Origin of the sequence: Falsiroseomonas sp. (assembly GCF_030695085.1) — a bacterium.
Lineage (GTDB): Bacteria > Pseudomonadota > Alphaproteobacteria > Acetobacterales > Acetobacteraceae > Falsiroseomonas.
The window spans coordinates 1-25,612 of record NZ_JAUYTS010000058.1; the positions used below are offsets into that span (position 1 = coordinate 1).

General features: G+C 68.4%; 26 protein-coding genes and 1 pseudogene. 16 read left to right on the top strand and 11 right to left on the bottom strand.

What is annotated here, in order from left to right:
• On the bottom strand, positions 1-248 hold a 248-nt coding region (locus Q8S40_RS07030; protein WP_305669812.1), incomplete at its 3' end, for a hypothetical protein.
• A 9-nt stretch (positions 249-257) separates the two neighbouring features.
• On the opposite strand from Q8S40_RS07030, the gene Q8S40_RS07035 reads away from it, so the two are divergent.
• Positions 258-1,922, top strand: coding sequence for an extracellular solute-binding protein (locus tag Q8S40_RS07035; protein ID WP_305669813.1), 1,665 nt, complete (start codon positions 258-260; stop codon positions 1,920-1,922).
• 9 nt (positions 1,923-1,931) lie between these two features.
• On the opposite strand, the gene Q8S40_RS07040 is transcribed toward Q8S40_RS07035, so the two are convergent.
• Positions 1,932-4,235: a TonB-dependent hemoglobin/transferrin/lactoferrin family receptor gene (locus Q8S40_RS07040; protein WP_305669814.1), complete on the bottom strand. Its 2,304-nt coding sequence runs from the start codon at positions 4,233-4,235 to the stop codon at positions 1,932-1,934.
• Positions 4,236-4,421: 186 nt separating this feature from the next.
• Between Q8S40_RS07040 and Q8S40_RS07045 the strand changes: the two genes are divergently transcribed.
• From Q8S40_RS07045 to Q8S40_RS07060, 4 genes are read left to right on the top strand one after another with little or no spacing between them, the layout of a single operon-like run.
• Positions 4,422-4,718, top strand: a complete 297-nt coding sequence (locus Q8S40_RS07045; protein WP_305669815.1) for a metalloregulator ArsR/SmtB family transcription factor — start codon at positions 4,422-4,424, stop codon at positions 4,716-4,718.
• On the top strand, positions 4,715-5,758 hold the full coding sequence (locus Q8S40_RS07050; RefSeq protein WP_305669816.1) for a permease: 1,044 nt from the start codon (positions 4,715-4,717) through the stop codon (positions 5,756-5,758). Before Q8S40_RS07045 ends, Q8S40_RS07050 begins: the two co-directional genes overlap by 4 nt.
• A 12-nt stretch (positions 5,759-5,770) precedes the next feature.
• A complete protein-coding gene (locus tag Q8S40_RS07055) occupies positions 5,771-6,007 on the top strand; it encodes a thioredoxin family protein (RefSeq protein ID WP_304813490.1) in 237 nt (78 codons plus the stop codon).
• Positions 6,008-6,044: 37 nt separating this feature from the next.
• Positions 6,045-8,513: a heavy metal translocating P-type ATPase gene (locus tag Q8S40_RS07060; protein WP_305669817.1), complete on the top strand. Its 2,469-nt coding sequence runs from the start codon at positions 6,045-6,047 to the stop codon at positions 8,511-8,513.
• Here the strand turns inward: Q8S40_RS07060 and arsB are convergent.
• Together arsB and Q8S40_RS07070 are read right to left on the bottom strand one after the other, a co-directional pair.
• Positions 8,489-9,565, bottom strand: a complete 1,077-nt coding sequence (gene arsB, locus Q8S40_RS07065; RefSeq protein ID WP_305669818.1) for an ACR3 family arsenite efflux transporter — start codon at positions 9,563-9,565, stop codon at positions 8,489-8,491. The two genes, Q8S40_RS07060 and arsB, sit on opposite strands and share 25 nt — an antisense overlap.
• Entirely contained in the window at positions 9,566-9,928 is a 363-nt protein-coding gene (locus tag Q8S40_RS07070) for a helix-turn-helix transcriptional regulator (protein WP_304813486.1), read from the bottom strand.
• A 175-nt stretch (positions 9,929-10,103) separates the two neighbouring features.
• Between Q8S40_RS07070 and Q8S40_RS07075 the strand changes: the two genes are divergently transcribed.
• Both Q8S40_RS07075 and Q8S40_RS07080 read left to right on the top strand, forming a co-directional pair.
• Positions 10,104-11,081 carry a TAXI family TRAP transporter solute-binding subunit gene (locus tag Q8S40_RS07075; protein ID WP_304813485.1) on the top strand — a complete coding sequence of 326 codons (978 nt, stop codon included), beginning with the start codon at positions 10,104-10,106 and terminating at the stop codon, positions 11,079-11,081.
• 27 nt (positions 11,082-11,108) lie between these two features.
• Positions 11,109-13,103, top strand: a complete 1,995-nt coding sequence (locus Q8S40_RS07080) for a TRAP transporter permease (RefSeq protein WP_304813484.1) — start codon at positions 11,109-11,111, stop codon at positions 13,101-13,103.
• A gap of 6 nt (positions 13,104-13,109) precedes the next feature.
• On the opposite strand, the gene Q8S40_RS07085 is transcribed toward Q8S40_RS07080, so the two are convergent.
• Complete coding sequence (locus Q8S40_RS07085; RefSeq protein ID WP_305669819.1) at positions 13,110-14,033, bottom strand: polysaccharide deacetylase family protein; 924 nt, start codon at positions 14,031-14,033, stop codon at positions 13,110-13,112.
• Positions 14,030-14,512, bottom strand: coding sequence for an ureidoglycolate lyase (locus Q8S40_RS07090; RefSeq protein ID WP_305669820.1), 483 nt, complete (start codon positions 14,510-14,512; stop codon positions 14,030-14,032). The genes Q8S40_RS07085 and Q8S40_RS07090 overlap by 4 nt, the downstream gene beginning before the upstream one ends.
• A 355-nt stretch (positions 14,513-14,867) precedes the next feature.
• Between Q8S40_RS07090 and Q8S40_RS07095 the strand changes: the two genes are divergently transcribed.
• From Q8S40_RS07095 to Q8S40_RS07110, 4 genes and pseudogenes are all read left to right on the top strand, one after another.
• The gene (locus Q8S40_RS07095) at positions 14,868-15,641 is read left to right on the top strand and encodes an SDR family NAD(P)-dependent oxidoreductase (RefSeq protein WP_305669821.1); all 774 of its coding nucleotides are present in this window, start codon (positions 14,868-14,870) and stop codon (positions 15,639-15,641) included.
• A 2-nt stretch (positions 15,642-15,643) separates the two neighbouring features.
• Positions 15,644-16,630, top strand: a complete 987-nt coding sequence (locus Q8S40_RS07100; RefSeq protein ID WP_305669822.1) for an NAD(P)-dependent oxidoreductase — start codon at positions 15,644-15,646, stop codon at positions 16,628-16,630.
• Positions 16,631-16,800: 170 nt separating this feature from the next.
• Positions 16,801-17,612 (top strand): annotated as a pseudogene (locus Q8S40_RS07105) (TAXI family TRAP transporter solute-binding subunit).
• Entirely contained in the window at positions 17,612-19,522 is a 1,911-nt protein-coding gene (locus tag Q8S40_RS07110; RefSeq protein WP_305669823.1) for a TRAP transporter fused permease subunit, read from the top strand. Before Q8S40_RS07105 ends, Q8S40_RS07110 begins: the two are co-directional and overlap by 1 nt.
• A 27-nt stretch (positions 19,523-19,549) precedes the next feature.
• On the opposite strand, the gene Q8S40_RS07115 is transcribed toward Q8S40_RS07110, so the two are convergent.
• From Q8S40_RS07115 to Q8S40_RS07130, 4 genes are read right to left on the bottom strand one after another with little or no spacing between them, the layout of a single operon-like run.
• Positions 19,550-19,996: a DsrE family protein gene (locus tag Q8S40_RS07115; protein WP_305669824.1), complete on the bottom strand. Its 447-nt coding sequence runs from the start codon at positions 19,994-19,996 to the stop codon at positions 19,550-19,552.
• 38 nt (positions 19,997-20,034) lie between these two features.
• On the bottom strand, positions 20,035-20,160 hold the full coding sequence (locus Q8S40_RS07120; RefSeq protein WP_304813473.1) for a DUF2474 family protein: 126 nt from the start codon (positions 20,158-20,160) through the stop codon (positions 20,035-20,037).
• Positions 20,160-21,164 carry a cytochrome d ubiquinol oxidase subunit II gene (gene cydB / locus Q8S40_RS07125; protein WP_304813472.1) on the bottom strand — a complete coding sequence of 335 codons (1,005 nt, stop codon included), beginning with the start codon at positions 21,162-21,164 and terminating at the stop codon, positions 20,160-20,162. Before cydB ends, Q8S40_RS07120 begins: the two co-directional genes overlap by 1 nt.
• A gap of 9 nt (positions 21,165-21,173) precedes the next feature.
• Positions 21,174-22,586, bottom strand: a complete 1,413-nt coding sequence (locus Q8S40_RS07130; protein WP_305669825.1) for a cytochrome ubiquinol oxidase subunit I — start codon at positions 22,584-22,586, stop codon at positions 21,174-21,176.
• Positions 22,587-22,683: 97 nt separating this feature from the next.
• Here Q8S40_RS07130 and Q8S40_RS07135 point away from each other — a divergent pair, with 97 nt between their 5' ends.
• On the top strand, positions 22,684-23,157 hold the full coding sequence (locus tag Q8S40_RS07135) for an Rrf2 family transcriptional regulator (protein ID WP_305669826.1): 474 nt from the start codon (positions 22,684-22,686) through the stop codon (positions 23,155-23,157).
• Here the strand turns inward: Q8S40_RS07135 and Q8S40_RS07140 are convergent.
• Positions 23,076-23,423 (bottom strand): helix-turn-helix transcriptional regulator, encoded by a 348-nt coding sequence (locus Q8S40_RS07140; RefSeq protein WP_305669827.1) that lies wholly within the window; start codon positions 23,421-23,423, stop codon positions 23,076-23,078. The genes Q8S40_RS07135 and Q8S40_RS07140 overlap by 82 nt on opposite strands.
• Positions 23,424-23,521: 98 nt before the next feature.
• On the opposite strand from Q8S40_RS07140, the gene Q8S40_RS07145 reads away from it, so the two are divergent.
• From Q8S40_RS07145 to Q8S40_RS07160, 4 genes are read left to right on the top strand one after another with little or no spacing between them, the layout of a single operon-like run.
• Positions 23,522-23,740 (top strand): DUF2892 domain-containing protein, encoded by a 219-nt coding sequence (locus Q8S40_RS07145; protein ID WP_305669828.1) that lies wholly within the window; start codon positions 23,522-23,524, stop codon positions 23,738-23,740.
• A gap of 1 nt (position 23,741) precedes the next feature.
• Positions 23,742-24,170, top strand: a complete 429-nt coding sequence (locus tag Q8S40_RS07150; protein WP_304813466.1) for a YeeE/YedE family protein — start codon at positions 23,742-23,744, stop codon at positions 24,168-24,170.
• An 8-nt stretch (positions 24,171-24,178) separates the two neighbouring features.
• Positions 24,179-24,634 (top strand): YeeE/YedE family protein, encoded by a 456-nt coding sequence (locus Q8S40_RS07155; protein ID WP_305669829.1) that lies wholly within the window; start codon positions 24,179-24,181, stop codon positions 24,632-24,634.
• 26 nt (positions 24,635-24,660) lie between these two features.
• Positions 24,661-25,554 carry an MBL fold metallo-hydrolase gene (locus tag Q8S40_RS07160; protein WP_305669830.1) on the top strand — a complete coding sequence of 298 codons (894 nt, stop codon included), beginning with the start codon at positions 24,661-24,663 and terminating at the stop codon, positions 25,552-25,554.
• Positions 25,555-25,612: the final 58 nt, after the last annotated feature.

The window sequence follows — 25,612 nt, forward strand, 5'->3', positions numbered from 1 at the left end:
ACCGCGAAGTTCAGCGCGACGATGGCCAGCAGCGTCGGCGGCAGCAGCAGCAGGCGACGGAGGATGTAGCGGTGCAGATGCATCTTGCCCTTGGGCGGCGTTGCATCTGTTATATGCGAATGCCTCTCAATTGCATATATGCCCTCGCCGCCCTGCCGCTGCTTTTCAGCGCGGCTGTGGCGCAACCCGCCCGGACCGATGCGCTGGCCGCACATGGCCCCCCTGCCCTGCCGCCCGGCTTCGCGCATTTCCCGCATGTGAACCCGGCGGCACCGAAGGGCTGCACCATCCGCATGGTGCAGCCCGGCACCTTCGACACGCTGAACCCCTTCACGCTGCGCGGCCGCATGGTGATGGGGGTGTGGAACTGGGTCTATGATTCGCTGCTGATGGAGAATCCGGACGAAACCGGGGCCGCCTATGGCCATCTGGCCGAGCGCTTCGAGATCGACGCGACGGCGCGGGTGGTGCGCTTCACCCTGCGGCCGGAAGCGCGTTTCACGGATGGCGCGCCACTGACCGCGGAGGATGTGGTCTTCACCGCGCAGATCCTGGGCCGGGAGGGAAGGCCGCATCACCGCGCGCTGTTCGAGCATGTGGAGGCGGTGGCGGAATCCGCGCATGTGGTGCGCTTCCGCCTGCCCGAAGGCGACCTGGCCCGCATGGTGCTGCGCCTCGGCGCCGTGCAGATCCTTCCGCGCCATCACTGGCAGGGCCGCGATTTCGGCGCGCTGACCATGGACCTGCCGCTCGGCAGCGGCCCCTATCGGGTGGTGGAGGTGGAACCCGGCCGACGCGTGGTGTTCGAGCGCAACCGGGACTGGTGGGCACGCGACCTGCCCACGGCGCGCGGCCGCTGGAATTTCGACCGTATCGAGATGACCTACCACCGCGACCGCATCGCCGCCTTCGAATCGCTCCTCGCTGGCCGCGCCGACTGGATGGTGGAGAATGATTCGCGCCGCTGGGCCGTGGGCTACGACACGCCGGCGGTGCGCGAGGGCCGCATCCAGCGCATCGAGCAGCCGCATTGGTACATCACCGGCATGAACGGCTTCGCCTTCAACCTGCGCCGCGCCCGCTTCGCCGACGCCAGGGTGCGGGAGGCGTTGGCCCTGCTGCTGGATTTCGAATGGGCCAATGCCGCGCTGTTCCATGGCGTGTATCGCCGCACCGCCAGCTTCTTCGAGAATTCGGAAATGGCGGCGACGGATGCCCCGGATGCGGCGGAGCGCGCGCTGATGGCGCAATTCCCCGGCCTGTTCCCGCCCGAGGCCTTCCACCGCGCCTGGCAGCCGCCGGTCAGCGATGGCAGCGGCCGCAACCGAGCCACGCTGGAACGCGCCCTCGCCTTGCTCGATGCCGCCGGCTGGGCGCCGCGGGAAGCTGACGGCAAGCTGGTGCACAAGGAAACCGGCGAGGTCTTCAGCCTGTCCGTCCTGGCGCAGAGCAACGCGCAGCAGCCGATGATCACCGTCTGGTTCCGCGCGCTGCGCCGCATCGGCATCACGCCGCGCTTCGAGATGCTGGACGCCTCCACCTTCGCGCAACGCACCCGCGCGCGGGATTTCGACCTCGCCTACCGCTTCACCATCCCGCCCGACTGGCCGGGTGCGGAGCAGCGCAATCTGTGGTCCTCCGAGGCCGCGGAACGGCCCGGCAGCGGCAACCTGGGCGGCCTGGCGGACCCGGCGCTGGATGCGCTGCTGGACCGGCTGGTGGCGGCGCCGGACCGCGCCGCCTTGCAGACCACGGCCCGCGTGCTGGACCGCGCACTGCAATGGCAATGGCTGGTGGTGCCATCCCATTACAACCCGATGCGCCGCCTGGCGGTATCTGCCCGCTTCACGTCGCCGCCGCAGCCACCGCGCTACGGCTATGGCGACGACGCATGGTGGTGCCGCGACGCCGCGGCACCGTGAGGCACGAAATCAGAAGGTGATGCGCGCGCCCACCCGGAAATTGCGGCCCGGCGCCACCTGCAACTCGATCGGGTTGGCAGCCTTGGTCGCATCGGTGGCGAATTCGGATCGGTTGTAGCTGGTGCCGCCCGGCGCCAGCGGCAGGTAGCGCGTATCCAGCAGGTTCAGGATGCCGCCATTCAGCTCGACATTCGGCAGCGGCCGCCACGAGGCCAGCAGGTCGAAGACCTGATAGGATTTCGGCATATAGAGCTGCGAGGAACTGGCCTGCGTCACCTCCGCCGCATAGGTGCCGTTCAGCGTCACGCTGGTGCGCAGATCCCGGTTCTCATAGGTCACGCCGGCGGTCGCGGTCAGCGGCCTGGCGCCGTCGAATGCGGTGCGCGCCGCACCCGGCGTGGCGCGCTGCCGGCCTTCCTGCCAGGAAGCCGCGCCGTTCAGCGTCCACTCCCGCGCGAAGCGCCAGCCGCCGGCGAATTCGACACCCTGCACCGTCACCTCGCTGAGGTTCTGGTAGGTGATGTCGATGGTGCCGGGGATGCTGACGAAGCTCTGGATGAAATCGGTGTAGTCGGCGCGGAACACGCCGAGGCTGGCATAGGCGTTGGGCAGCTGCATGCGGATGCCGCCCTCCACGCTCGTCACCTCCTCTGGCCGCAGGCTGGAATTCGGCACCAGGTTGAAGGTGGTCCCGGGCAGCGAGGTATAGAGTTGTTCCGCGGTCGGCTGCTTGAAGCCCTCGCCGTAATTCGCATAGAGCGAGAACACCTCATCCAGCCGCCAGATCGCGCCGAGGCCGAGCGAGAGGTTGCTGTCATCCTGGTTCCGCGGCTCCGCCCCCGCCACCGGCTTGTAGTCGCCATCCGGGCGCGGCGAGATGCGCGTGGTGGAATAGCGCATTCCCGGCACCAGGGTCAGCCGGCCGCCGAACAGCGTGATCTCATCCTGCACGAAGCCATCGAGGCGGCGCGTATCCGCACTGGCGAAGTTGAAGCCGCCGGCGCGCGTCACCGTGCGCACGCCGGTGGTCAGGTTGGTGGCGATGTCCTCGCGCTCGTAATCCGTTTCCGTCGTGCTGCCGGACACGCCATAGGTCAGCACATGGCGCGCGCCGAGCAGGTTGAAGCTGGAGCCGAGCTGGATTTCGCCCTGCAGTACATTCTCGGAATAGGTCAGGCGATCATAGGTGCTGGTGCGCTGGCCATTGGCGATCTGCCGCAGCCGCGTGCCTGTCCGCTCGATCTCCTGCGGCGAATAGCCGGCCATGACGCGCACGCTGTCGAGCCAGCCATACTCGGGCCGCCACTCCGCATCGGTCGAGAACAGGCCGCGCTGGATCGCCTGGCGGCGCTGGTAGTCGAGGTTGGTGATGCCGCTGGTGGCCGAGGTCGGGCCGAGGTCGTAGCGCTGGTCCACATCCGTCGCGCGCTGCAGCACATCCGCGGTGAAGCGCATGCGGAAATTCGGCAGCGGGTCCCAGACCACGCGGGCGAAGTAGTTGTCGGCGGCGATGTCGCTGGGGTTGAATCGGTTGCAGGGCGTGGCGCCGAAGGCGAGGTTGCGGGTGCAGTTCCAGATGCCGTCCGGCGAGCGGGAGTTGTTGCGCGAGGGCTCGTTGGCGTCACGCCGCTGGTAGGAGAACATGGCCGAGAACTCCTCGGCCCGCGCCGCGACGGTCAGTCGGCTTTGCAGGCTGTTGTCGACGGAGCCGAAGCTGGTGCTCGCCTCGCCGCCCCAGACCTGGCCGGGCTGGATGAAGTCCGAGGGATTGCGCGTGATGTAGTTCACCACGCCACCCAGCGCATCCGAGCCGTAAAGGACCGAACCCGGGCCGCGCACAACCTCCACCCGGCTCAGGTTCCAGGGATCGACCACGTCGCGCGTATTGTCGGTGATGCGTTCGATGGTGCGGAAGCCATCCACCACGGTCAGCACGCGGTTGCCGCCGACACCGCGCACGGTGATGCCGCCGAGGCTGGCGAAGGGGTCCGTGCCGGTGGTCTGGCGGTTCACGGTGATGCCGGGGGTGTAGCGGAACACATCCTCCGCATTGCGGACCATCTGCCGGTCCAGATCGGCGCCGGGGATGACATCGACCGTCGCGTGCGTGTCCATCAGGCGGCGCGCATTGCGCAGGCCGGTGGTGTTGACCGGCGGCAGCAGGGTCAGCGGCGGCAGGCGCACCGCATCCTGCGCGGTGGGCGCGGGGTCCTGCGCCTGCGCGGGGATGGCGGAGAGGAGGGCAGCGGAGGCGAGCAGAAGGGCTCGCCAGCCCCAGGGACGAAAGACGGCGATGCATGGCGTGCGCGGCATGTGCGGTGACCCCCGATGAAATCGACGTCATGCAAATGCGAATCATTCGCATTGTCAATAACGACCGAGCCAGCCGGTTGGACATGCACTGCCTGCCCTCATGCGCGCCTGGAGGCGCCGGACGCATGGCCGCCATACGATAAATGCGTCTGGGCGCATATTCGAATAGGCGCATGAATAACGCCCATGCACGACCCCGTGACCCTGCTGGCCGCCCTGGCCGAACCCACCCGCCTCGCGGCGCTGCGCCATCTGAACGATGGGCGCGAGCATTGTGTCTGCGAGCTGATGGCGCTGCTCGGCGCAAGCCAGTCCCGCATGTCCCGCCACATGCTGGCGCTGCGCCAGGCCGGCCTGGTGGTGGACCGGCGCGATGCGCAATGGGTTCGCTACCGCCTCAACCCCGCCATGCCCGCGCCGGTCCAGCGCCTGGTCCGGGCCGCGCTCGAACTTCCCCCGCACACGGAAAGCCTCGCCGCATGAGCGTCACCACCCTGCCTCCCCCCTCGCCACTGCCCTGGCTGGGCGGCACCCTGGCTGGCCTGCTGGTCTGGGCTGCGCTCTACAGCCAGCTGGTGCCGTTCTCCGAATGGGCGGTGTCGCTGCTGCCGGTGGATCCGGCGAGCCATCTCGGCCAGGCGATCACCTTCTTCCTGTATGACACGCCCAAGGTGCTGCTGCTGCTGACGCTGGTGGTCTTCGCCATGGGCGTGGTGCGGTCCTTCTTCTCGCCGGAGCGCACGCGCGCCCTGCTGGCTGGGCGGCGCGAGGGTGTGGGCAATGCCATGGCCGCATCGCTCGGCATCGTCACGCCCTTCTGCTCCTGCTCCGCGGTGCCGCTGTTCATCGGCTTCGTCTCCGCCGGCGTGCCGCTGGGCGTGACGTTCTCCTTCCTGATCGCGGCGCCGATGGTGAATGAGGTGGCGCTCGGGCTGTTGTTTGCGATGCTCGGCTGGAAGGTGGCGCTGACCTATCTGGTCCTTGGCCTCGGCATCGCCATCGTGGCCGGCTGGGTGATCGGCAAGCTGCGGCTGGAATCCTGGCTGGAACCCTGGGTGCTGAAGATCCATGCCGGCACCGCGGAGTTGCCGGACGTGAACGTAACCTGGCCCGACCGCATCCGCGCCGGCCTCGATTCGGTGAAGGAAATCGTCGGCCGCGTCTGGTATTGGATCGTGGCAGGCATCGCCATGGGCGCGCTGATCCATGGCTATGCGCCGGAGGAATTGCTCGCTTCCATCATGGGCAAGGACGCATGGTGGTCGGTGCCGGCCGCCGTCATCGTGGGCGTGCCGATGTACTCCAACGCGGCGGGCATCATTCCGGTGGTCGATGCGCTGCTCGGCAAGGGTGCTGCGCTCGGCACCGTGCTGGCCTTCATGATGTCCGTCATCGCGCTGTCGCTGCCGGAGATGATCATCCTGCGCAAGGTGCTGTCGGTGAAGCTGATCGCCGTCTTCGTCGGCGTCGTCGCCAGCGGCATCCTGGTCGTGGGCTTCCTGTTCAACCTGCTTTTCGCCTGAAGGAAACCGATCATGAAGAACGTCAAGGTCCTCGGCCCGGGCTGCAAGCGCTGCGATGCGGCGGTGCAGATGGTGCGGGATGCGGCGGCCCAGGCCGGCGTGGAGGTGACCATCGAGAAGGTGACGGACTACGCCGAGATCGCCGGCTACGGCATCGCCTCCACCCCCGGCCTGGTGGTGGATGGCAAGGTTGTGCATGCCGGTGGCTTGCCGAAGGCCGCCGATATCGCGCGCTGGATCGCGGCGTGACGTACCAGGCGGTGCGGCGCGCAAAGGTCGCATGCCGATGAGCCGGATGCAGCCGCAGCGCCTGCGGCTCGACCTCGGGATTCTCCTGCCTGATGTGGCCGGGGAAGCCGATGCCTGCGTCGGGCGCCTGGTCAGCCTGCTGGTGGGCCATGACGGGATTGACCAGGCCCATGTGATTCCGGCGGTGGGCGGGCAGGCCGCCCAACTGTGTATCCACTACGACCCGGCCGTGGCGCACCTGGCCCGGGTGCGGGAGATCGCCCGCAGCGTCGGCGCCGATGTGACGCAACGCTTCGGCCATGTGCTGTGGGATGTGCAGGGCCTGCCGAATGCCCGCCGCGCCCGCACCGTCACCGGCCTGCTGTCCCGGCTTCCGGGTGTGCTGGAGGCCAATGCCTCGCCGGGCGGCCCGGTGCGGATCGAGTTCGACCGCACGCTCACCTCGGAGGAAGCGCTGCGGCGCGCGCTGGGCGGCATGGGCGTCTCGGCACCGGCCGACACGCCCGCGCCTGCCCACGATGACGCGCACGGGCAAACGCACGAGCACACGCACACCCATCCCGGCCCCTTCGGCGCCAATTCGGAGCTGATTTTCGCGCTGCTCGGCGGCGCGCTGTTGCTGGCCGGCTTCCTGGCCTCCTGGCTGCCCGCCGCGCCGGCCTGGCTGCCGCTCGCGCTGTATCTCGGTGCCTATGGCTTCGGCGGCTATTTCGCGCTGCGACAGGCGATGGACAGCCTGCGCCTCGGCCGCTTCGAGATCGACACGCTGATGCTGGTCGCCGCCGCCGGCGCGGCCGCGCTCGACAAATGGGCCGAGGGCGCGCTGCTGCTGTTCCTGTTCAGCATCGGCCATGCGCTCGAGCATTACGCCATGGGGCGCGCCCGGCGCGCGATCGAGGCGCTGGCCGACCTCGCGCCCCCCAACGCCGAACGCCGCCGCGACGGTGTGACCCAGAGGGTGCCCGTTGCCGAACTGCTGATCGGTGACACGGTTATCCTGCGGCCGAATACGCGCATTCCGGCCGATGGCTTCGTGACGCTCGGCGAAAGCAGCGTCGACCAGGCGCCGATCACCGGGGAAAGCGTGCCCGTGGACAAGCGCGCGGTGGCCGATGCCGCCCGCGCCGCAGCGCGGCCGGAGGCTGTTCCGGCGGAGAACCGCGTCTATGCCGGCACCATCAACGGCACCGGCGCGCTGGAGATGCAGGTCACCCGGCTGGCGGCGGATACCTCGCTCGCGCGGCTCGTGCGCATGGTGAATGAGGCCGAGGCGCAGAAATCCCCGACGCAGCGCTTCACCGACCGGTTCGAGCGCATCTTCGTGCCGATCGTCCTGGTCGCGGTTTTCCTGCTGCTGTTTGCCTGGGTCATCATCGACGAAAGCTTCGGCGCGAGCTTCTACCGCGCCATGGCGGTGCTGGTCGCCGCCAGCCCCTGCGCGCTGGCGATCTCGACGCCGAGCGCGGTGCTGTCCGGCATCGCACGCGCCGCGCGCGGCGGCGTGCTGGTGAAGGGTGGCGGGCCGCTGGAGAGCCTCGGCAAGCTGGGCGCCATCGCCTTCGACAAGACGGGCACGCTGACCATCGGCAAGCCGCGCATGACGGATGTGCTGCCCGCGCCGGGCGTCGATGAACGGGATCTGCTGGCGGTCGCCATCGCCGTCGAGACGCTCAGCGACCACCCGCTCGCCGCGGCCGTCGTCCGCGACGGGCATGCCAGGCTCGGGGCGGCGGTGACGGTGCCGGCGGCTGACGATGTGCGAAGCCTCATCGGACGCGGCCTGGCGGCGCGGATTGGCGAGGCGCCTGTCTTTGTCGGCAAGGCCGCGCTGTTCGCGGAAATCGAGGGGCCGCCGATACCGGCCGCGGTCCAGGCCGCCATCGCGGAGCTGGAGGCGCAGGGCCGTACCATCATGGTGGTGCGGCGGGGCGAGGACTACCTCGGCGCCATCGGCCTGATGGACACGCCGCGCGAAGCCGCCGCCGGGGTGATCCGGCGCCTGCGCCAGCTCGGCATCTCCCACATGGTCATGATGTCCGGCGACAACAGCCGCGTGGCGCAGGCGGTGGCGCAGCAGGTCGGGCTGGATGAGGCCTGGGGCGACCTGATGCCGGAGGACAAGGTCGCCGCCATCCAGCGCTTCCGGGCGGAACAGGAGGTCGCCATGGTGGGCGATGGCGTGAACGATGCGCCCGCCATGGCCCATGCGACGGTCGGCATCGCCATGGGTGCAGCGGGGTCCGCGGTGGCGCTGGAGACCGCCGATGTGGCGCTGATGGGCGATGACCTGACGCACCTGCCCTTCGTCATCGGGCTGAGCCGGGCCACCAACCGCATCATCCGGCAGAATCTGTGGATCAGCCTGGGCATGGTGGCGGTGCTGGTGCCAGCCACGCTATCCGGCCTGCAACTCGGCGCCGCGGTGGTGTTCCACGAGGGATCGACGCTGCTGGTGGTGGCGAACGCCCTGCGGCTTCTGGCCTATCGAGACCGAACCGGGGCGTGACCGGCGGCGCGCACCTCCTCCGCCGGAAACCAGTGGGTGGTGCGGTTGGCGAACCAGACCAGCGACAGCATCACCGGCACTTCCACCAGCACGCCCACCACGGTGACCAGCGCCGCGATCGAGTTCAGCCCGAACAACCCGATCGCCACCGCCACCGCCAGTTCGAAGAAGTTGGAGGTGCCGATCATGGCGCAGGGGGCGGCCACCTTGTGCGGCACGCGCCACGCCTTGGCCGCCCAATAGGCCACCGCGAACATGCCGTAGGACTGGATCAGCAGCGGCACGGCAATCATCGCGATCACCAGCGGCTGGCGCAGGATCACCTCGCCCTGGAAGGCGAATAGCAGCGCCACCGTCGCCAGCAGCCCCACCACGGAGAACGGCTTGATCCGGGCGGTGAAGCCGCCAACCAGCGCCTCCGCCTCGGCAGGATCGGCGGCGCCGCGCGTCATCTGCACCCGCGTCAGCACCCCCGCCGCCAGCGGGATCACGACATAGAGCACAACCGACAGCACCAGCGTTTCCCACGGCACCACAATGTCGGTCACCCCCAGCAGCAGCGCCACGATGGGTGCGTAGGCAAACACCATCACCGCATCATTCAGCGAGACCTGCGCCAGCGTGTAGTTCGGATCGCCCTTCGTCATCTGCGACCAGACGAACACCATCGCCGTGCAGGGCGCCGTGCCCAGCAGGATCATGCCGGCAATGTACTGCCCGGCGGTTCCCGGCTCGATGAAGGGTGCGAAGATAACCTCGAAGAACAGCAGGCCGAGGGCCGCCATGGTGAAGGGCTTGATCAGCCAGTTCACCACCAGCGTGATGATCATTCCCTTCGGCCGCTCATGCACCCGGGCGAGGGCGCGGAAATCCACCGCCACCATCATCGGATAGACCATGAACCAGATCAGCACGGCGACGACGAAATTGACCGAGCCGTATTCCAGCCCGGCCAGAACGCCGACAAGCCCAGGTGCGGCCTGGCCGAGCACCACGCCGGCGAGGATGGCCAGCGCGACCCAGATCGAGAGGTAGCGTTCAAATGCGGACATCTATTTCGTCATCCCTGCCGGCGTGTAGCAGCCCGCATCCCCATGCTCCGGCCCACGCGACGCGATCGCGCCGATAAGGCCCTGCAACGGGGCCAGCGCGGCGGGGTCGAGCGCGTAGCAGATGCGCGGATGCTCGATGGTGCCGACCACCAGCCCCGAGGCCTTGAGGATGCGCAGATGCTCGGAGACGGTGGATTGGGCGAGGCCGACCTCGCCCACGATATCACCGCCGATGCATCCCGGCCGTGACAGCAGGAAGCCGATGATCCGCACCCGCGCCGGATGCGCCAGCGCCTTGGCGACCGCGGCGATGGCGTCCGCCTCCGCGGCGGGCATCAAGGATGGGTCGGCAAGCGTGCTCATCCTGCGGGACCCTCAGTATCGTCGAAGGGCGATGTAGCAATCGCCGGTTGACGACACAAGGCCGCCAGGGCCGCGGCCCTGCCGAGCCGCCTTGATAGGTTGCGCCCGGATTACTTGACGTTCATCCCGGCCCATGCTGCGCTCCGCATCAACAAACCAAGAATGGGAGGATGCAATGCATCGCAGGAATCTGGTGCGCCTGGCTGCAACCGTTCCGATGGCCGCCGCGTCCCTGGCGGGCCTGGCTTCGCCAGCGATCGCGCAGACCCGCTTCGTGCGGATCGCCACCGCCGGCTCCGGCGGCAACTACTACCGCCTCGGCAGCGGTCTCGCCGCCATCTGGAACGACACCGTCCCCGGCATCCGCGCCTCCATCCAGGCCACCGGCGGCACCGTGCAGAACCTCGACCTGCTGGCGGACCGCGAGGTGGAGGTCGCCTATCTCGCGGGCAGCATCGGCGAGCTCGCCTACAAGAACGAAGGCGTCTTCGCCAATCGCCCGCGTGGCCGCTACCAGGGGCTGCGTTCACTCGCGACCGTCTATCCGAACCCGCAATGGTTCCTCGCGATGAACTGGGCACCGGAGATCAAGACGCTGCGCGACCTGAAGGGCAAGCGCGTCTCGGTCGGCATGCAGGGCAGCCAGGGCGAGGCCTGGTGGCGCATCATGATGGGCCATATGGGCTGGACCTACCGCGACATCCGCGCGGAATTCACCGTCCACGGCGCCACCATCGACCAGGTCCGCAACCGCCAGATCGATGCGGTGGTCTGGCCCGATGCGCCCGGGTCATCCTCCGTCCAGCAGATGATGGACACCGGCTTCGCCCGCATCATCGACATCGACGAGGATGTCATCGCCTTCATGGCAGCCCAGGGGCTGGACTATCCCTACACGGTCGAGGCGCGGCACGTCCCGGGCAGCGACCGCCCGTTCAAGACCTTCGCCGCGCCGACCACGCTGGCGGTGCATGACCGCGTGCCGGATGACGTGGCGCATGCGCTGGTGAAGACGATGTTCGACAACAAGCCGCGCCTGCTTCAGGTGCATCCGCTGGCGGATTTCATGACGCTGGCCAATGCGCGCGACGGCCTGCCCTTCCCGCTGCATCCGGGCGCCGAGCGTTTCTACCAGGAATCCAGCCGTACCTGAATCCAGGCTGGTTGAGGAACTGACAGGATGGCTGTGACGCCTGGTGCCCGGAAGGAACGGGAAACGGAATGGCGGCGCCCGACGCTGGAAGGCGAGGGCATCATCGACGTCAACGCCATCAGCGCCCAGTCGGAGGTCCACAGCGAGACACGCCGGCTGGTGGGCCGCTGGGCGCTGCTGTTTGCCGTGGTGGCCATCGGTTCCTCCCTGTTCCACTTCTACACGGCCGGCTACCGGCCGCTGCCCGCGATGGAGCAGCGGCCGGTGCATGTCGCGCTGATGCTGTTCCTGTGCTTCCTGATCTACCCAGCCACGAAGGCGGGGCGAAGCCGCCAGCCTGGCGTGATGGACCTGGTATTCAGCATCCTCGGCGGCGCCTCCGCCTTCTATGTCGCCTATACCTACCAGGACATCGTCGATCGCGGCGGCTTCCCGACGCAGACGGACATCATCGTCGGCAGCATCTTCTGCGTGATGATCCTGGAAGCGGCGCGGCGCACCATGGGCATGTTCCTGATCGTGCTGGCGGCGATCTTCCTGGGCTACCTGTTCGTCGGCCCCTGGATGCCGGGCATACTGGGCCATGGCGGCTTCACCTATGACCGTGTCATCCGCCAGATGTACATGACGACGGAGGGTGTCTTCGGCATCGCCATCGGCGTGTCTGCCACCTACGTCTATCTGTTCATCCTGTTCGGTGCCTTCCTGCAGAAATCCGGCACCACCACCTTCTTCACCAACATCGCCTTCGCCGCCGCCGGCCATTCCCCCGGGGGACCTGCCAAGGTCGGCGTGTTGGCGAGCGCGCTGATGGGCACCATCCAGGGCTCCTCCGCCGCCAACGTCGCCTCCACCGGCGTCTTCACCATTCCGCTGATGAAGCGGCTCGGCTTCAGCGGCTACTATGCCGGGGCGGTGGAGGCGGTGGCGTCCTGCGGCGGGCAGTTCCTGCCGCCGGTGATGGGCGCTTCCGCCTTCATCATGGCCGAATACCTGCAGATGCCCTACGCCGCCGTGGCCGCCGGGGCGCTGCTGCCGGCGCTGCTGTATTACGGCGCGGTCTATCTCCAGGTGCATCTGCGCGCCCGCAAGGTGGGCATGGAGGGTCTGCCGCGGGACCGCCTGCCGAAGGTGAAGGCGGTGCTGCTGCAGCAGGGCCATCTGGTGCTGCCGATCTTCGTGCTGATCGGCATGTTGATGATGGGCTATACGGCGCTGTTCGCCGCCTTCTTCTCCATCGTCGCCGTCGTGGTGGTCAGCTCGCTCCGCCGCTCCTCCCGCATGAGCCTGCGCGACATTCTGGAGGCGCTGGAGATCGGCGCGCGCAACAGCATCTCCACCGCCATTGCCTGCGCCGCGGTGGGCTTCATCGTCGGCAGCGTCGGGCTGACCGGGGTGGGGCTGCTGTTCACGCAATCCATCATCGGCCTCGCCGCGGGCATGCTGCTGCCGGCGCTGCTGCTGGCGGCGGCCTGTTCGCTGTTCCTCAGCTTCGGCCTGCCCACCACCTCGGTCTACATCATCACCGCGACGCTGGTGGCGCCGAGCCTGATCCAGCTCGGCGTGCCGCCGCTGGTGGCGCATTTGTTCTGCTATTACTGGGGCGGTGTTTCGGCCATCACGCCGCCGGTCGCACTCGCCGCCTATGTGGCCGCGGGCATCGCCAATGCGCCGGTGATGAAAACCGGCTTCACCGCGATGCGGCTCGGCATGGCGGCCTATCTGGTGCCGTTCATCTTCGTCTATTGGCCGGCACTGGTGCTGTGGCACGAAATGCCGGTGCTGTCGGTGCTGCTGGCGGTGATGGGCGGCCTGGTCGGCGTGTTCTGCATGGGCGCGCTGGGTGAGCGTTACCTGACGCGCCCGCTGCCGATCTGGAAGATGGGCTTGCTGGCGGTGGCCATCGTGTTGGTGATGCACCCGGCCGGCATCGCCAATTTCGCCGCCGTGGGCATCGCGCTGTTCGTCGGCATCACGGAATACCTGGCGCGGCCGGCAGCGCAGCGCTTGCGCGCTGCGTGACGGGCGCTACTCGTTGAGGCCCTTGCCGGTGTAGGGGTGCGTCGCCGCCCAGTGCTTCGCGATATCCACGCGCTTCGCGATCCACACGTCGCGGCGCTGCATCATGTAGTCCAGCAGGCGCTGCAGGCCGGCCGCGCGGGCCGGGTGGCCGATCAGCCGCATATGCAGGCCAACCGACATCATCTTCGGCGTGTGCGCGCCTTCCGCATACAGCATGTCGAAGGCATCGCGCACGAAGGCGAACCACTGGTCCGCATTGCCGGTCACGCCATTGTACTTGCCGTCATTGTTGGTCAGCGAATAGGGCACCACCAGCCGCCCCTGGCCTTCCACCGTCACCCAGAAGGGCAGTTCCTCGCCGTAATAGTCGCTGTCATACAGGAAGCCGCCATGTTCGGTGACCAGGCGGCGCGTATTCACCGAGGGTCCGTAGCGGCAATACCAGCCATCCGGCTTCTGGCCGAGCGTGCGTTCCAGGCTGGTGACGGCGCGCGCAATATGCTCGCGTTCCTCCGCCTCCGTCAGTTCATAATGCTTCACCCAGCGCCAGCCATGGCAGCAGATGTCGTAGCCGGCGTCCCGGATGGCCGCCGCCGCTTCCGGGTTGCGTTCCAGCGCCAGGGCGCAGGCGAAGATCGTCACTGGCAGGCCGCGTTCCTGGAACAGCCGGTGCAGCCGCCAGAAGCCGACGCGGCTGCCATATTCGAACATGCCTTCCGCCGCCAGGTCGCGGCCCTTGGGAACGGGCGTGGTGCCGTGTGATTCGGTGTGGCCGTTTTCCGTGTAGCCCTCGCCATCCTGCACGGAAGGCTCGGAGCCTTCCTCGTAGTTGATGACGAAATTCACCGCGAGCCGCGCGCCCCCCGGCCATTTCGGATCAGGCGGATTGGCGCCATAGCCGATGTAGTCGCGCTTCACCTGATAGGTCATGCCGCATCTCCTTCCAGCTCGACTTCGAAGGGCGCCACCTCGACGAATTCCTCATCCGTCGCGGTGCCATCCTTCCACATGAACACCGCGAAGCGACCGGGCTGGTCGATGACGGTGAAAGGGTGGTGCCAGACATCGGCGCCATAGGTGACGCCCTGGTCCGGCTGCGCGACGAAGGCCTGCGCGCGCGCCATATCCGGCCCGCCATTCGCGCCATGCGGCGCGACGACAGCAATCCAGCGCCCGCCGCCCATTGGCACGAAGGATTGCGAGGAGAATTGGTGCCGCTCCATCGTGGTGGATCGCAACGGCAGCAGACTCGGCACCTTGCAGGTGAAGGACAGGCTGGGGGCGGCCTGTGTCCGGCGGCTGGACAACGCGGCTTCGGTATAGACCCGCCCCGGGTCCCGCGGCGCGCTCAACACCTCGCCGAATGCGGCGAAGGCCTCGCTGGTCAGGGGTTTGGCGATCAGGCGCATGCATCAGCCTCGGTTGTTGAAGTAGGAAATCGATCACGTCAGAACCAATTCGACCCGTCCGACCAGGATCACTGCCCAGGATGCGCGCAGCCCGCCGCAGGCAATGTCTGCCGAACGGGCAGAAACGTTCCTCGAAGGTCATTCTGCCGAGAGACCCGGCTATCCTTACGGGAAAATGGTGGCAAGACTATTCTGGTGTTCCGGCGGCGTCCAAGATCCACCATCTTCGCCAAGGATTCCATGCCGATGCGCCGCGCCGCAAGCGACCGTCGCACCGCCCCGATCCGGGCTGGTGCCAGATCACCAGGACATGGCGCAGCCCATCTGCATGACTGAACGAGGGAGGGAATGCACCATGCGCCTGAAGGACAAGGTTGTCGTCGTCACCGGCGGCGCATCGGGCATCGGCCGCGCCATATCCATGCTGTTCGCGAGGGAGGGTGCGACGGTCGCCATCGGCGACCTGACGGAGGATGTGAAGGAAGGCGGCGCGCCGACCCGCAAACTGATCGAGGAGGCCGGCGGCACGGCGCGCTTCCACCGCTGCGACGTCTCGAAATGGGACGATATCGACGCGCTGGTGACGAAGACCGTCACGGAATTCGGCAAGCTCGACGTCATCGTCAACAATGCCGCGACGCTCGGCAGCGGCACCAAGCTGCTGGAGACCAGCGAGGCGGATTGGGACCATGTGATGGCGGTGAACGCCAAGGGCGTGTTCTTCGGCTGCAAGCGCGCGATCCAGCAATTCCTGACGCAGCCTGTAGTGGGTGATGCGCGCGGTCGCATCGTCAATATCTCCTCCCAGCACGGCATGGTCTGCGCGCCGGGCAAGATCGCCTATGGCACCGGCAAGGCGGCCGCCGTCTACATCACGCGGCAGGTCGCGGTGGACTATGCCGAGGACAACATCATCTGCAATGCCGTGGCCCCCGGTCGTATCCTGACGGGCAAGCCTCTCGGGGGGCCAGGTTCGGATTCGCTCGACTATTCGAAGGCGCGCACACCGATGCCGCGCCTCGGCCGGCCCGGTGACATCGCCAGCGCCGCGCTGTTCCTCGCGAGTGACGACGCCACTTACATCACCGGCCATAATCTGATGGTCGATGGTGGCTGGATGGCCTACTGACCATGAAGGTCCTCGTCACCGGCGCCACCGGCTTCGTCGGCCTGAACATCGTCTCCACGCTGCTGGCGCAGGGGCAGGAGGTGGTGGGCGTCGGCCATGCCCCGCCACCGGACGCGGCACTCGCAGCGCTGCCGGGGCATCGGCGCGTCGCCTGGCACATCACGGATCTGCGTGATGCTGACGCCGTGCAGGCGCTGTTCGCGCAGGCCAAGCCGGATCGCGTGGTGCATGGCGCCGCCGTCACCACCGCCGCCGGCTGCGATGGGGAGGCGGCGACGGCGACGGCCGCGGTCAACATCATGGGTTCGCTGAACGTGCTGGATGCCGCCGTGGCGCAGGGCGTGCAGCGCCTGGTGGTCCTCAGCTCCGCCTCCGTCTATGGCGCCGCCACGCCCGCCCAGGGAATGCTGGATGAGGCGTCAAGCCTGCCGCAGCCCGGCGCCGTCTATGGCATCACCAAGCTCGCCGCGGAGCGACTGCTGCTGCGCGCCGGGCCGCTGCGTGGCGTGCAGGTCTTTGCCGCGCGGCTCGGCGGTGTGTTCGGCCGCTTCGAGCGTGACAGCGGGCTGCGCGACACGCTCAGCCCGATGCACCAGGTGATGCGGGCGGCGCGCCAGGGCCTTCCCATCATCCTGCCGCGCCCCGGCGCGCGGGACTGGATCTATGCGCCCGACATCGCAGACGGCGTGGCCGCGATCCTGCTGGCGGAGGCGCCGGCCTTCCCGGTCTACAACCTCTCATCCCCCGTCATCTGGTCCGTCGCCGAATGGTGTGCCGCGCTGGCCCTGCGGCAGAAGATCGATTGGCGCCTGGCCCAGCCAGGTGAGGCCGCGACGATCGACTTCCACGGCCCGGATGACCGCCCGCCTTTGTCCACCAGCCGTGCCCTGCAGGACCTCGGTTTCCGCGCCCGCTTCGGCCTGGAGGAAGCCCTGACCGACTATCTCAACTGGCTGCAACACAACCGCTCCGAAGGAGATACGCCATGACCACCCGTCGTTTTCTGCTGACCGCCGGCGCCGCCCTGCTGGCCGCCCCTGCCCTGCCGCGCGGTGCAGCCGCGCAGGTCGATACCAGCCACCCCGTCGGCACGCTGCGCTTCGTCAGCGGCCCCACCGGCGGCGCCTATTTCCCGCTCGGGGAGGGCGCCGCGCGGGCCATGAACACGCATACGCGCGGCGCCCGCGCAGCCTCGACGCCGACCAGCGGCTCCACCGAGAATGTGCGCCTGATCAGCCTGGGAGAGGCCGATTTCGGCTGGCCGCCGCCGATGTCGTCTACTACGCCTTCAATGGCGGCCGTGAATTCCGTGCGCCGCTGCCGAATATCCGCGCCGTCACCGCCGGCCATTCCTCCGCCGGCCACATGGCGGTGCGCGCCGAAAGCCCGATCCGCGACATCTCCGATTTGAAGGGCAAGAGCATCGCCGTCGGTGCCGCCGGCAGCTCGAACGCGCAGACCGCGATCGAATGGCTGAAGACCTATGGCGTGGAACAGGGCGACGTGCAGCTTCGCTACATCTCCACCAGCGCCACGGTGGATGCGCTGCGCGACGGCACCATCGATGCCGGCTTCCAGCTTTCCGGCCTGCCTTCCGGCACCTGGCTCGGCGTCGCCAACGACCACCCGCTGCGCTTCCTCGGCATCGCGCCGGACAAGATGGCGGCGCTGAATGCGCGCCTGCCCTTCTACGTGCCGGAAGTGATCAAGGGCGGCACCTATCGCGGCACGGATGAGGATGTGACGACGATCGGCGTGAAGGTGGTGCTGGTGACGCGCGATACGGTGCCGGATATCCAGGCGCATGAGATGGCGCGCGTGCTGATCGAGCACAACGCCGATATCGCCCGCGCCCACCCGACCGGCGTGGCCTGGGATGGTCGTGCCGTGGCCGATGCCGGCTTCATTCCCTTCCACCCCGGTGCCGCGGCCTATTACACCGCCAAGGGCATCAAGATGCAGGCCGGCTGATGTCCGCGACGATCGATCGCGAGGAGGTCGCGGCCCCTCCCGGGCGCTGGCGCGGTGCCGCGCCCTATGCCGCGGTCACCCTGCTGTCGGTCGTCTTCGCCGTCTTCCACATCCGCACCGGATGGGTGGGCGTGCTGCCGGACCTCCAGCAGCGCGGCATCCACCTGGCGATGATCCTGGCGCTGGTCTTCCTGGTGGTGCCCGCGCGGCGCGGCGATGTGGGCGGCGTGCCGTGGCACGATGTGCTGCTCTCCGCCGCCGGCGCCGCGCTATGCCTGTATCCGGTGCTGAACCATGCCGAGATCTCGGAGCGCATGGGCTTCCCGACGGCGCTGGAGCAATGGCTCGGCGTGGCCACCGCATTGCTGGTGGTGGAGGCGACGCGGCGCACCATCGGGCTGACCATGGTGGTCATCATCGCCGTCTTCGTCAGCTATCTGTGGATCGGCGCGCATCTGCCGATGGATATGGGCGGCCATGCCGGTTTTTCGCTGAGGCGCGCGATTTCGACGCTGTATCTGTCGCAGGAAGGCATCTTCGGGCCGACGCTCGGCGCCTCCGCCAGCTTCATCGCGCTGTTCATCCTGTTCGGCGCGGTGGCCAAGGTGACGGGCACCGGGCAGTTCATCATCGACATCGCGCATAGCGCACTCGGCACCGTACGTGGCGGGCCGGCCAAGGTCGCCGTCGCGGCGAGCGCGCTGCTCGGCACGCTCAGCGGCAGCGCCACGGCGAATGCCGTTTCCACCGGCATGTTCACCATCCCGCTGATGAAGCGCCTCGGCTATTCGCCACGCTTCGCCGGGGCGGTGGAGGCGGTGGCCTCGACAGGCGGGCAATTGACGCCGCCGGTGATGGGCTCCGCCGCCTTCATCATGGCGGAGTATCTGCAACTGCCCTACCGGCAGATTGCCGCCGCCGCGCTGATCCCGGCCATCCTGTTCTACGTGATGCTGCTGGTGACGGTGCATCTGGAGGCCGCGAAGCTCGGCCTGGTCGGGCTGCGGCGAGATCAACTGCCGCGGATGCGCGCGGTGATGCTGCATGGCGGCCACCTGCTGATCGGGCCGACCGTACTGGTGTTCCAGCTTGCGGTGATGAAGACCACGGTGCTGAGCGCCGCCTTCATGGGCCTGTTCGCCGCCCTGCTGGCCGGCATGCTGCGGCGCCACACCCGGCCTGGCCCGCGCCAGCTGCTGGAGGCTGCGCGCGAAGGCGCGTTGATGAGCCTGCAGGTCGGTGTCGCCTGCGCCGCCGCCGGCCTCATCATCGGGCCGATCTTCCTGTCCGGCCTCGGGCCGAAGCTGGCCGATATCCTGGTCAATGCGGCCGGTGCGAACCTGCTGGTGCTGCTGGTCTTCGCCATGATCGCGGCGCTGATCATGAGCATGGGGCTGCCGAGCACGGCGGTCTATATCCTGGTCGCGGTGCTGATCGCGCCGGCCATCGTGGCGCTCGGCGTCGCGCCACTCGCCGCGCATATGTTCGCCTACTGGTTCGGCACCATGGCGAATATCACGCCGCCGGTCGCCACCGCCGCCTACGCCGCCGCCGGCATTGCCGGGTCGAACCCGCTGATGACGGGGCTGTCCGCGGTGCGGCTCGGCGCGGCGGGCTTCCTGCTGCCCTTCATGTTCGTCTTCGGGCCGCAATTGCTGCTGATCGGCACGACGATGGAGATCGTGTTGGCGACGGCGACCTGTGCGGTGGGCGTCTCCGCCCTGGCTGCCGCCTTCTGCGGCTTCCTGCTGCGCCCGCTGCATCTGGTTGAGCGCCTGGCGCTTGGCGCGGCGGCGCTGACGCTGATGTATCCGGGCGGGCTGACGGATGTGCTGGGCGTCGGCCTGACGGCGATCGTCGGCGCGGCCCACTGGCTGCGGCACCGCAGGCTGGCGCCCGCGGAGCCGTAGCAGATGGGCTGAGCCGGCTGGGTCTCCTCAGAAGGGCAGGACGGTGGTGCCCTGCGCGGTCATGCGGCGCGCCATCTCCGGCGGCTGCGCCGGGCGCACACCCTCCACCAGCGCCTCCGGCCCGACGCCTGCATTGGGCAGGTACAGGGCGCAGACTTCGGTGCGCACGCCGGCGGCAACCATGCCGGCCAGCATCTGCGCCGGCGTTGCGTTCATCGGCCGCAGCGGCGTCGCGGCCGGGCCGGGCGGCTCACGCCGCGCGAGATCGGCGGCCGGGCCGCACAGCATCACCTCCACCGTGGCGCCCTGCGCGCGCATGGCGTTGAGCAGCACGAAGGCCATGCCCTGCACCTGCGGCTCCGCCGTGGTCACCAGGGCCAGGATGCGCGGCGCGTCCTGCGCCTGGGCCGGGGGTGCCACGGCAAGGCCGCCCAGCAGCAGCATGGTGGCGCCAGCCAGCTTCAAACGTGTCATGTCGGATACCTTCTCGTATGGGGGGAAGACGCAACGGGTCATCGCAGCGCCGCCTTGATGGCGAGGCCGACCACGCCGAGGGCGAGCACACTCGCCGCCCAGATCAGTGCAAACCACAGCAGGCGCTTTGCGACGCGGGGCGCGGCCGCGCGGGGCTGGACCATCAATGGTAGCCCCCCACCGCCTTCACCTTGCCGCGAAACACCCAATAGGCGTAGGCGGTGTAGGCCAGGATCATCGGCACCAGGACCGCCGCGCCAACCAGCAGGAAGGCCAGGCTGTTATCCGGCGCCGCGGCGGCATGGATCGTCACCGCATGCGGGACCATGTAGGGAAAGAAGCTGATCCCGAGCCCGATGAAGCACAGCACGAACAGCGACAGCGAAGCCAGGAAGGGCGCCAGTTCCTGCCGCTTCCGCAGCCCCTTCAGCAGCAGGAACCCGGCGCCAAGCACCGCGAGCGGCACCGGCCCCACCAGCAGCACCTGCGGCCAGCCGAACCAGCGCGCGGCATACAGGCTGTTGAGGAAGGGGGTCCACAGGCTGACCACGCCGATCAGCAGCAGCGTGGCCGGCGCCGCCCACAGGGCGAGGGCATAGGCGCGGCGCTGCACCTGGCCTTCGGTCTTCCAGATCAGCCAGGTGGCGCCGAGCAGGCCATAGCCAATCACCAGCGCCACGCCCGTCAGCAGGCTGAAGGCCGACAGCCAGTCCCACCATCCGCCGCCATAGGCGCGGCCCTCCACCGCGATGCCCTGCACCAGCGCGCCCAGCGTCACCCCCTGCGCGAAGGCGGCGAGGATGGAGCCGAAGGCGAAGGACCAGTCCCACAGGAACTGGCCGCGCTTCGTGCGCCAGCGGAACTCGAAGGCGACGCCGCGGAAAACCAGCGCCAGAAGCATGACGATGATCGGCACGTACAGCGCCGACATGATGATGGCGTAGGCCAGCGGAAACACCGCCAGCAGCCCGCCACCCCCCAGCACCAGCCAGGTCTCATTGCCGTCCCACACCGGCGCCACGGAATTCATCGCCTCGTCGCGATCCGCCTCGCCACGGATCAGCGGGAACAGGATGCCGACGCCGAGATCGAAACCGTCCAGCACCACATAGGCGAGCACCGCAAAGGCGATCAGCCCGGCCCAGATCAGTGGAAGATCGAGTGTCATGGAAGCCTCCTATTCCGCTGCCGGCAGGGCGTTCTTCGCCGCCATCACCGGCCCGGGCATGATGCCGCCGGCGCGGATCGGCTCCTCCGCCGGCAGGCCCGGCTCGGCGGGGCGCGGCGCGTGGTTCATCAGGCGCAGGATGTAGAAGGTGCCGGCACCGAACAGCGCGAAGTAGACGATGACGAAGGCGATGAGGGAGGCGCCGATCGCCGCCGCATCGATCGGTGAGGCGGATTGCGCCGTGGTCAGCAGGCCATAGACGGTCCAGGGCTGGCGGCCGACCTCGGTGGTGATCCAGCCGGCGAGCACGGCGGCAAAGCCGGAGGGACCCATCACCAGCGCCGCGCGGTGCAGCCAGGGGGCGTCGTACAGCCTGCGGCGATAGCGCGCCCACAGGCTCCATGCCCCGATGCCGAGCATCAGGAAGCCGATGCCCACCATGATGCGGAAGCTCCAGAACACGATGCCGACCGGCGGGCGTTCCTCCGCCGGCCATTCGTTCAAGCCGCGCACCACGCCGTTCCAGTCATGCGTCAGGATGAAGGAGCCGAGCAGTGGGATCTGCACCTTGTAGTCGATGCGTCCCTCGGCGGCGTTCGGGATGCCGAACAGGATCAGCGGCGCGCCGGCATGGGTCTCGAAATGCCCCTCCATCGCGGCGACCTTGGCCGGCTGGTATTCCAGCGTGTTCAGCCCGTGGAAGTCACCAGCAGCGATCTGCATCGGTGCGACGATCGCCGCCATCCACATCGCCATGGAGAACATGATCCGCGCCGCCTGATTGCCGCGATCGCGCAGCAGGTGCAGCGCGCCGACCGCGCCGACCACGAAGGCGGTGGTCAGGTAGGCGGCCAGCAGCATGTGCACCAGACGATAGGGGAAGGATGGGTTGAACACCACCGCCCACCAATCGGTCGCGATGAACTGGCCCACTTCGTTGATGCCATAGCCCGCGGGCGTCTGCATCCAGCTGTTCACGGACAGGATCCAGAAGGCGGACATGAAGGTGCCGAGCGCGACCATCAGCGTCGCCACGAAATGCAGCTTCGGCCCGACCCGCTCTCGCCCGAACAGCATGACACCGAGGAAGCCGGCTTCGAGGAAGAAGGCCGAGAGCACCTCATAGCCCATCAGCGGGCCGATCACCGGGCCGGCCTTGTCGGAGAAGACGCTCCAGTTCGTGCCGAACTGGTAGCTCATGACGATGCCGGAGACGACGCCCATGCCGAAGCTGACGGCGAAGATCTTCTTCCAGTAGTTGAACAGGTCGATGAAGACCGGCCGCCCGGTCCGCAGCGCCAGCGCGTTCAGCACCGCCAGGTAGCTGGCCAGCCCGATGGTGAAGGCGGGGAAGATGATGTGGGCGCTGACCGTGAAGGCGAATTGGATACGGGCCAGGGTGAGGGCGTCGAGGTCGAACATGGGGGATCCCCGTTAATCGTCATCTGAGATGTTGATTATTGTGCTCGCGCCGAAAAAGCAATATGACGAATGCTGAATATACGATGAAAGCTGAGCCTTGCGCCTGACCCAGTATTCGAACTTCACTCTGCGAACCCTGCAGTTCGCCGCCCTGCGCGCCCCGGCCATCGTCACGGTGGATGAGGTCGCCCGCGCGCATCGCATCTCAAAGGCGCATCTCGTGAAGGTCGCCGCCGAACTGGCCCGCCGCGGGTATGTGGAGAGCATCCGCGGCCGCAATGGCGGCATGCGCCTGGCGCGCCCGGCGGCGGAGATCACGGTGGGCGAGATCATCCGCTGGACCGAGGCGCCGCTGGATCTGGTGGAATGCTTCGACCCGGCCACCAACACCTGCCCGCTGCTGGGGGCCTGCCACCTCTCGCGCGGGTTGCAGCGGGCGCTGCGTGCCTTTCTCTCGGTGCTTGATGACCTCACCATCGCCGACATCGCCTACAACCGCGGCGCGCTGCTGGCGCGGCTGGAACTGGCGGGGCCGGAGGCGGCGCTGCCGATGGCCGGCGGGGCGCAATAAAGCCCGTGCAGCGTCGCCAGGATCGCCGCCACTTCGGCGCTGGCCAGCTGGTAGAAGATGACCCGCCCCTGCCGCCGCGTGGCCACCAGGCCGAGGTCGCGCAGCCGCGCCAGATGCTGCGACAGCGCGCTCGGCGATAGCCCGACCAGTTCCGCGAGCTGCCCGACCGGGCGTTCGCCCTGCAGCAGGTGGCACAGCGCCAGCAGCCGCTGCGCATGGGCCAGCGTGCCCAGCAGCCGGGCCGCGCCCTCCGCCCGGGTTGCCATGGCGGTCAATGCATCATGTTCGGTGCCGGTTTTCATCTTGACATCTTAGAACCTGCGCAGATATAAATCCAGCGCCAACATGCAGGAGGACACACATCATGGTCAATGTCGGATCGCTCGATCGCACACTCCGCTTCGTCTTCGGCGCGGTTCTTGCGCTGGCGCCCTTCCTGCTGGCGGACAGCTTCGCGCCGCTCGGCGCCTGGCGCTTCGTCGTGGTCGCGGTCGGCGGGGTGCTGGTCGCCACGGCCGCCTTCCGCATCTGCCCGGCCTACATGCTGTTCGGCATCCGCACCTGCGCGGCGGGCAAGGCCTGACATGATCGCGACCGAATTCACGCCGGTCGCCTCGCTGCTCGGCGGCGCGCTGATCGGCGCCGCCGCCGTGGCGCTGATGGCGGCCACCGGGCGCATCGCCGGCATCAGCGGCATCGCCGCCCGCCTGCTGCCGCCCTATGCCGATTCCGGCCTGGCCGGGCGGGTGGCCTTCGTGCTCGGCATCGTCCTGGCCCCGCTGCTGGTCGGGCTGGCCACCGGCACGCTGCCGCTGCCGCAGATCGAGGCGTCGACGCCCGTACTGCTGCTGGCCGGGCTGCTCGTCGGCTTTGGCGCGGTCTGGGGCAATGGCTGCACCTCGGGCCATGGCGTCTGCGGCCTGTCGCGGCTTTCGATGCGGTCGGTGGTCGCCACCGCGGTCTTCATGGCGGCGGCATTTGCCACCGTCTTCGTCACCCGCCACCTGATCTGAGGCGCCCCATGGTCATCCTCGCGCAATTCGCCATCGGCCTGCTGCTCGGCCTCGGCCTGGTCATCGCCGGCATGTCCGATCCGGCGAAGGTGCTGAACTTCCTCGACCTCGCCGCCATCCCGACCGGCGGCTGGGATGCCAGCCTGGCCTTCGTGATGGCGGGCGCCATCGCGGTGACCTTCCTCGGCTACCGGCTTGTGCTGCGCCGCGACCGCCCGGTCTTCGACACGCGCTTCCACCTGCCCACGGCCACCGCCATCGATGCGCGGATCCTCGTCGGTCCTGCCATCTTCGGCATCGGCTGGGGCCTGGCGGGCTTCTGCCCTGGCCCGGCGCTGACCGCGCTGACCACGGGCGGCGCGCCGGCATGGCTGTTCCTCCTCACCATGTTCGCCGGCATGGCCGCCGCGAGCCGGCTCGCCGCCCGCACCCCCGCCCCCACCCCGGCGCTGCACCGCAGCTGATCCGAAGCAGGAAACGGAGACGCCCCATGAACGCCATTCCGCATCGCGTGGACCTGTCCGTGAAGCCGGAGGTGACGGCCTTCTTCGACGCGCCCACCAACACCATCAGCTATGTGGTCAAGGACCCGGCCTCCACCGCCTGCGCCGTGGTCGATTCGGTCATGGACATCGACTACGCCGCCGGCCGCATCAGCCATCAAGGCGCGGATGCCATCATCGCCCATATCCGCGCCCACGGCCTGCAGCTGGAATGGCTGATCGAGACGCATGTGCATGCCGACCATCTCTCGGCCGCGCCCTACATCCAGAACGCGCTCGGCGGGAAGATCGGCATCGGTGAGCAGATCACCGTGGTGCAGGAGGTGTTCGGCAAGGTCTTCAACGAAGGCACCGAGTTCCGCCGCGACGGCAGCCAGTTCGACCGGCTGTTCCGGGATGGCGACCGCTACACCATCGGCGGCCTGCAAGCCTTCGCGATGCACACGCCAGGCCATACGCCGGCCTGCATGACGCATGTCATCGGCGATGCCGCCTTCGTCGGCGATACGCTGTTCATGCCCGATGGCGGCTCCGCCCGCGCCGATTTCCCGGGTGGCGATGCGCGCACCCTGTACCGCTCGATCCGCCGCGTGCTGGACCTGCCGCCGGAGACGCGGCTGTTCATGTGCCACGACTATGCCCCGAATGGCCGCGAGATCCGCTGGGAAACCACGGTGGGCGAGGAACGTGCCCACAACATCCATGTCCGTGATGGCGTGACGGAGGATGAGTTCGTCGCGATGCGCGAGGCGCGCGACCGCACGCTGGATATGCCGCGCCTCATCCTGCCCTCGCTTCAGGTCAACATGCGGGCCGGCGCGCTGCCGCCGGCGGAGCCGAATGGCCGGGTCTTCCTGAAGCTGCCCGTGAACGCGCTCTGACCTGACGGAAGACACCACCATGGCCGACGCACACGCCTGCCCCGCCGGCCACCGGCAT

Excerpts from the sequence above, each read along its gene's own strand:
- arsB (WP_305669818.1), bottom strand. The coding sequence starts at position 9,565 with ATGTCCGCATTTGAACGCTACCTCTCGATCTGGGTCGCGCTGGCCATC.
- Q8S40_RS07115 (WP_305669824.1), bottom strand. The coding sequence starts at position 19,996 with ATGACACGTTTGAAGCTGGCTGGCGCCACCATGCTGCTGCTGGGCGGC.
- Q8S40_RS07095 (WP_305669821.1), top strand. The coding sequence starts at position 14,868 with ATGCGCCTGAAGGACAAGGTTGTCGTCGTCACCGGCGGCGCATCGGGC.
- Q8S40_RS07090 (WP_305669820.1), bottom strand. The coding sequence starts at position 14,512 with ATGCGCCTGATCGCCAAACCCCTGACCAGCGAGGCCTTCGCCGCATTC.
- Q8S40_RS07100 (WP_305669822.1), top strand. The coding sequence starts at position 15,644 with ATGAAGGTCCTCGTCACCGGCGCCACCGGCTTCGTCGGCCTGAACATC.
- cydB (WP_304813472.1), bottom strand. The coding sequence starts at position 21,164 with ATGACACTCGATCTTCCACTGATCTGGGCCGGGCTGATCGCCTTTGCG.
- Q8S40_RS07055 (WP_304813490.1), top strand. The coding sequence starts at position 5,771 with ATGAAGAACGTCAAGGTCCTCGGCCCGGGCTGCAAGCGCTGCGATGCG.
- Q8S40_RS07145 (WP_305669828.1), top strand. The coding sequence starts at position 23,522 with ATGGTCAATGTCGGATCGCTCGATCGCACACTCCGCTTCGTCTTCGGC.
- Q8S40_RS07085 (WP_305669819.1), bottom strand. The coding sequence starts at position 14,033 with ATGACCTATCAGGTGAAGCGCGACTACATCGGCTATGGCGCCAATCCG.
- Q8S40_RS07050 (WP_305669816.1), top strand. The coding sequence starts at position 4,715 with ATGAGCGTCACCACCCTGCCTCCCCCCTCGCCACTGCCCTGGCTGGGC.
- Q8S40_RS07160 (WP_305669830.1), top strand. The coding sequence starts at position 24,661 with ATGAACGCCATTCCGCATCGCGTGGACCTGTCCGTGAAGCCGGAGGTG.
- Q8S40_RS07040 (WP_305669814.1), bottom strand. The coding sequence starts at position 4,235 with ATGCCGCGCACGCCATGCATCGCCGTCTTTCGTCCCTGGGGCTGGCGA.
- Q8S40_RS07060 (WP_305669817.1), top strand. The coding sequence starts at position 6,045 with ATGAGCCGGATGCAGCCGCAGCGCCTGCGGCTCGACCTCGGGATTCTC.
- Q8S40_RS07045 (WP_305669815.1), top strand. The coding sequence starts at position 4,422 with ATGCACGACCCCGTGACCCTGCTGGCCGCCCTGGCCGAACCCACCCGC.
- Q8S40_RS07120 (WP_304813473.1), bottom strand. The coding sequence starts at position 20,160 with ATGGTCCAGCCCCGCGCGGCCGCGCCCCGCGTCGCAAAGCGCCTGCTG.
- Q8S40_RS07150 (WP_304813466.1), top strand. The coding sequence starts at position 23,742 with ATGATCGCGACCGAATTCACGCCGGTCGCCTCGCTGCTCGGCGGCGCG.
- Q8S40_RS07140 (WP_305669827.1), bottom strand. The coding sequence starts at position 23,423 with ATGGCAACCCGGGCGGAGGGCGCGGCCCGGCTGCTGGGCACGCTGGCC.
- Q8S40_RS07070 (WP_304813486.1), bottom strand. The coding sequence starts at position 9,928 with ATGAGCACGCTTGCCGACCCATCCTTGATGCCCGCCGCGGAGGCGGAC.
- Q8S40_RS07130 (WP_305669825.1), bottom strand. The coding sequence starts at position 22,586 with ATGTTCGACCTCGACGCCCTCACCCTGGCCCGTATCCAATTCGCCTTC.
- Q8S40_RS07155 (WP_305669829.1), top strand. The coding sequence starts at position 24,179 with ATGGTCATCCTCGCGCAATTCGCCATCGGCCTGCTGCTCGGCCTCGGC.
- Q8S40_RS07110 (WP_305669823.1), top strand. The coding sequence starts at position 17,612 with ATGTCCGCGACGATCGATCGCGAGGAGGTCGCGGCCCCTCCCGGGCGC.
- Q8S40_RS07075 (WP_304813485.1), top strand. The coding sequence starts at position 10,104 with ATGCATCGCAGGAATCTGGTGCGCCTGGCTGCAACCGTTCCGATGGCC.
- Q8S40_RS07080 (WP_304813484.1), top strand. The coding sequence starts at position 11,109 with ATGGCTGTGACGCCTGGTGCCCGGAAGGAACGGGAAACGGAATGGCGG.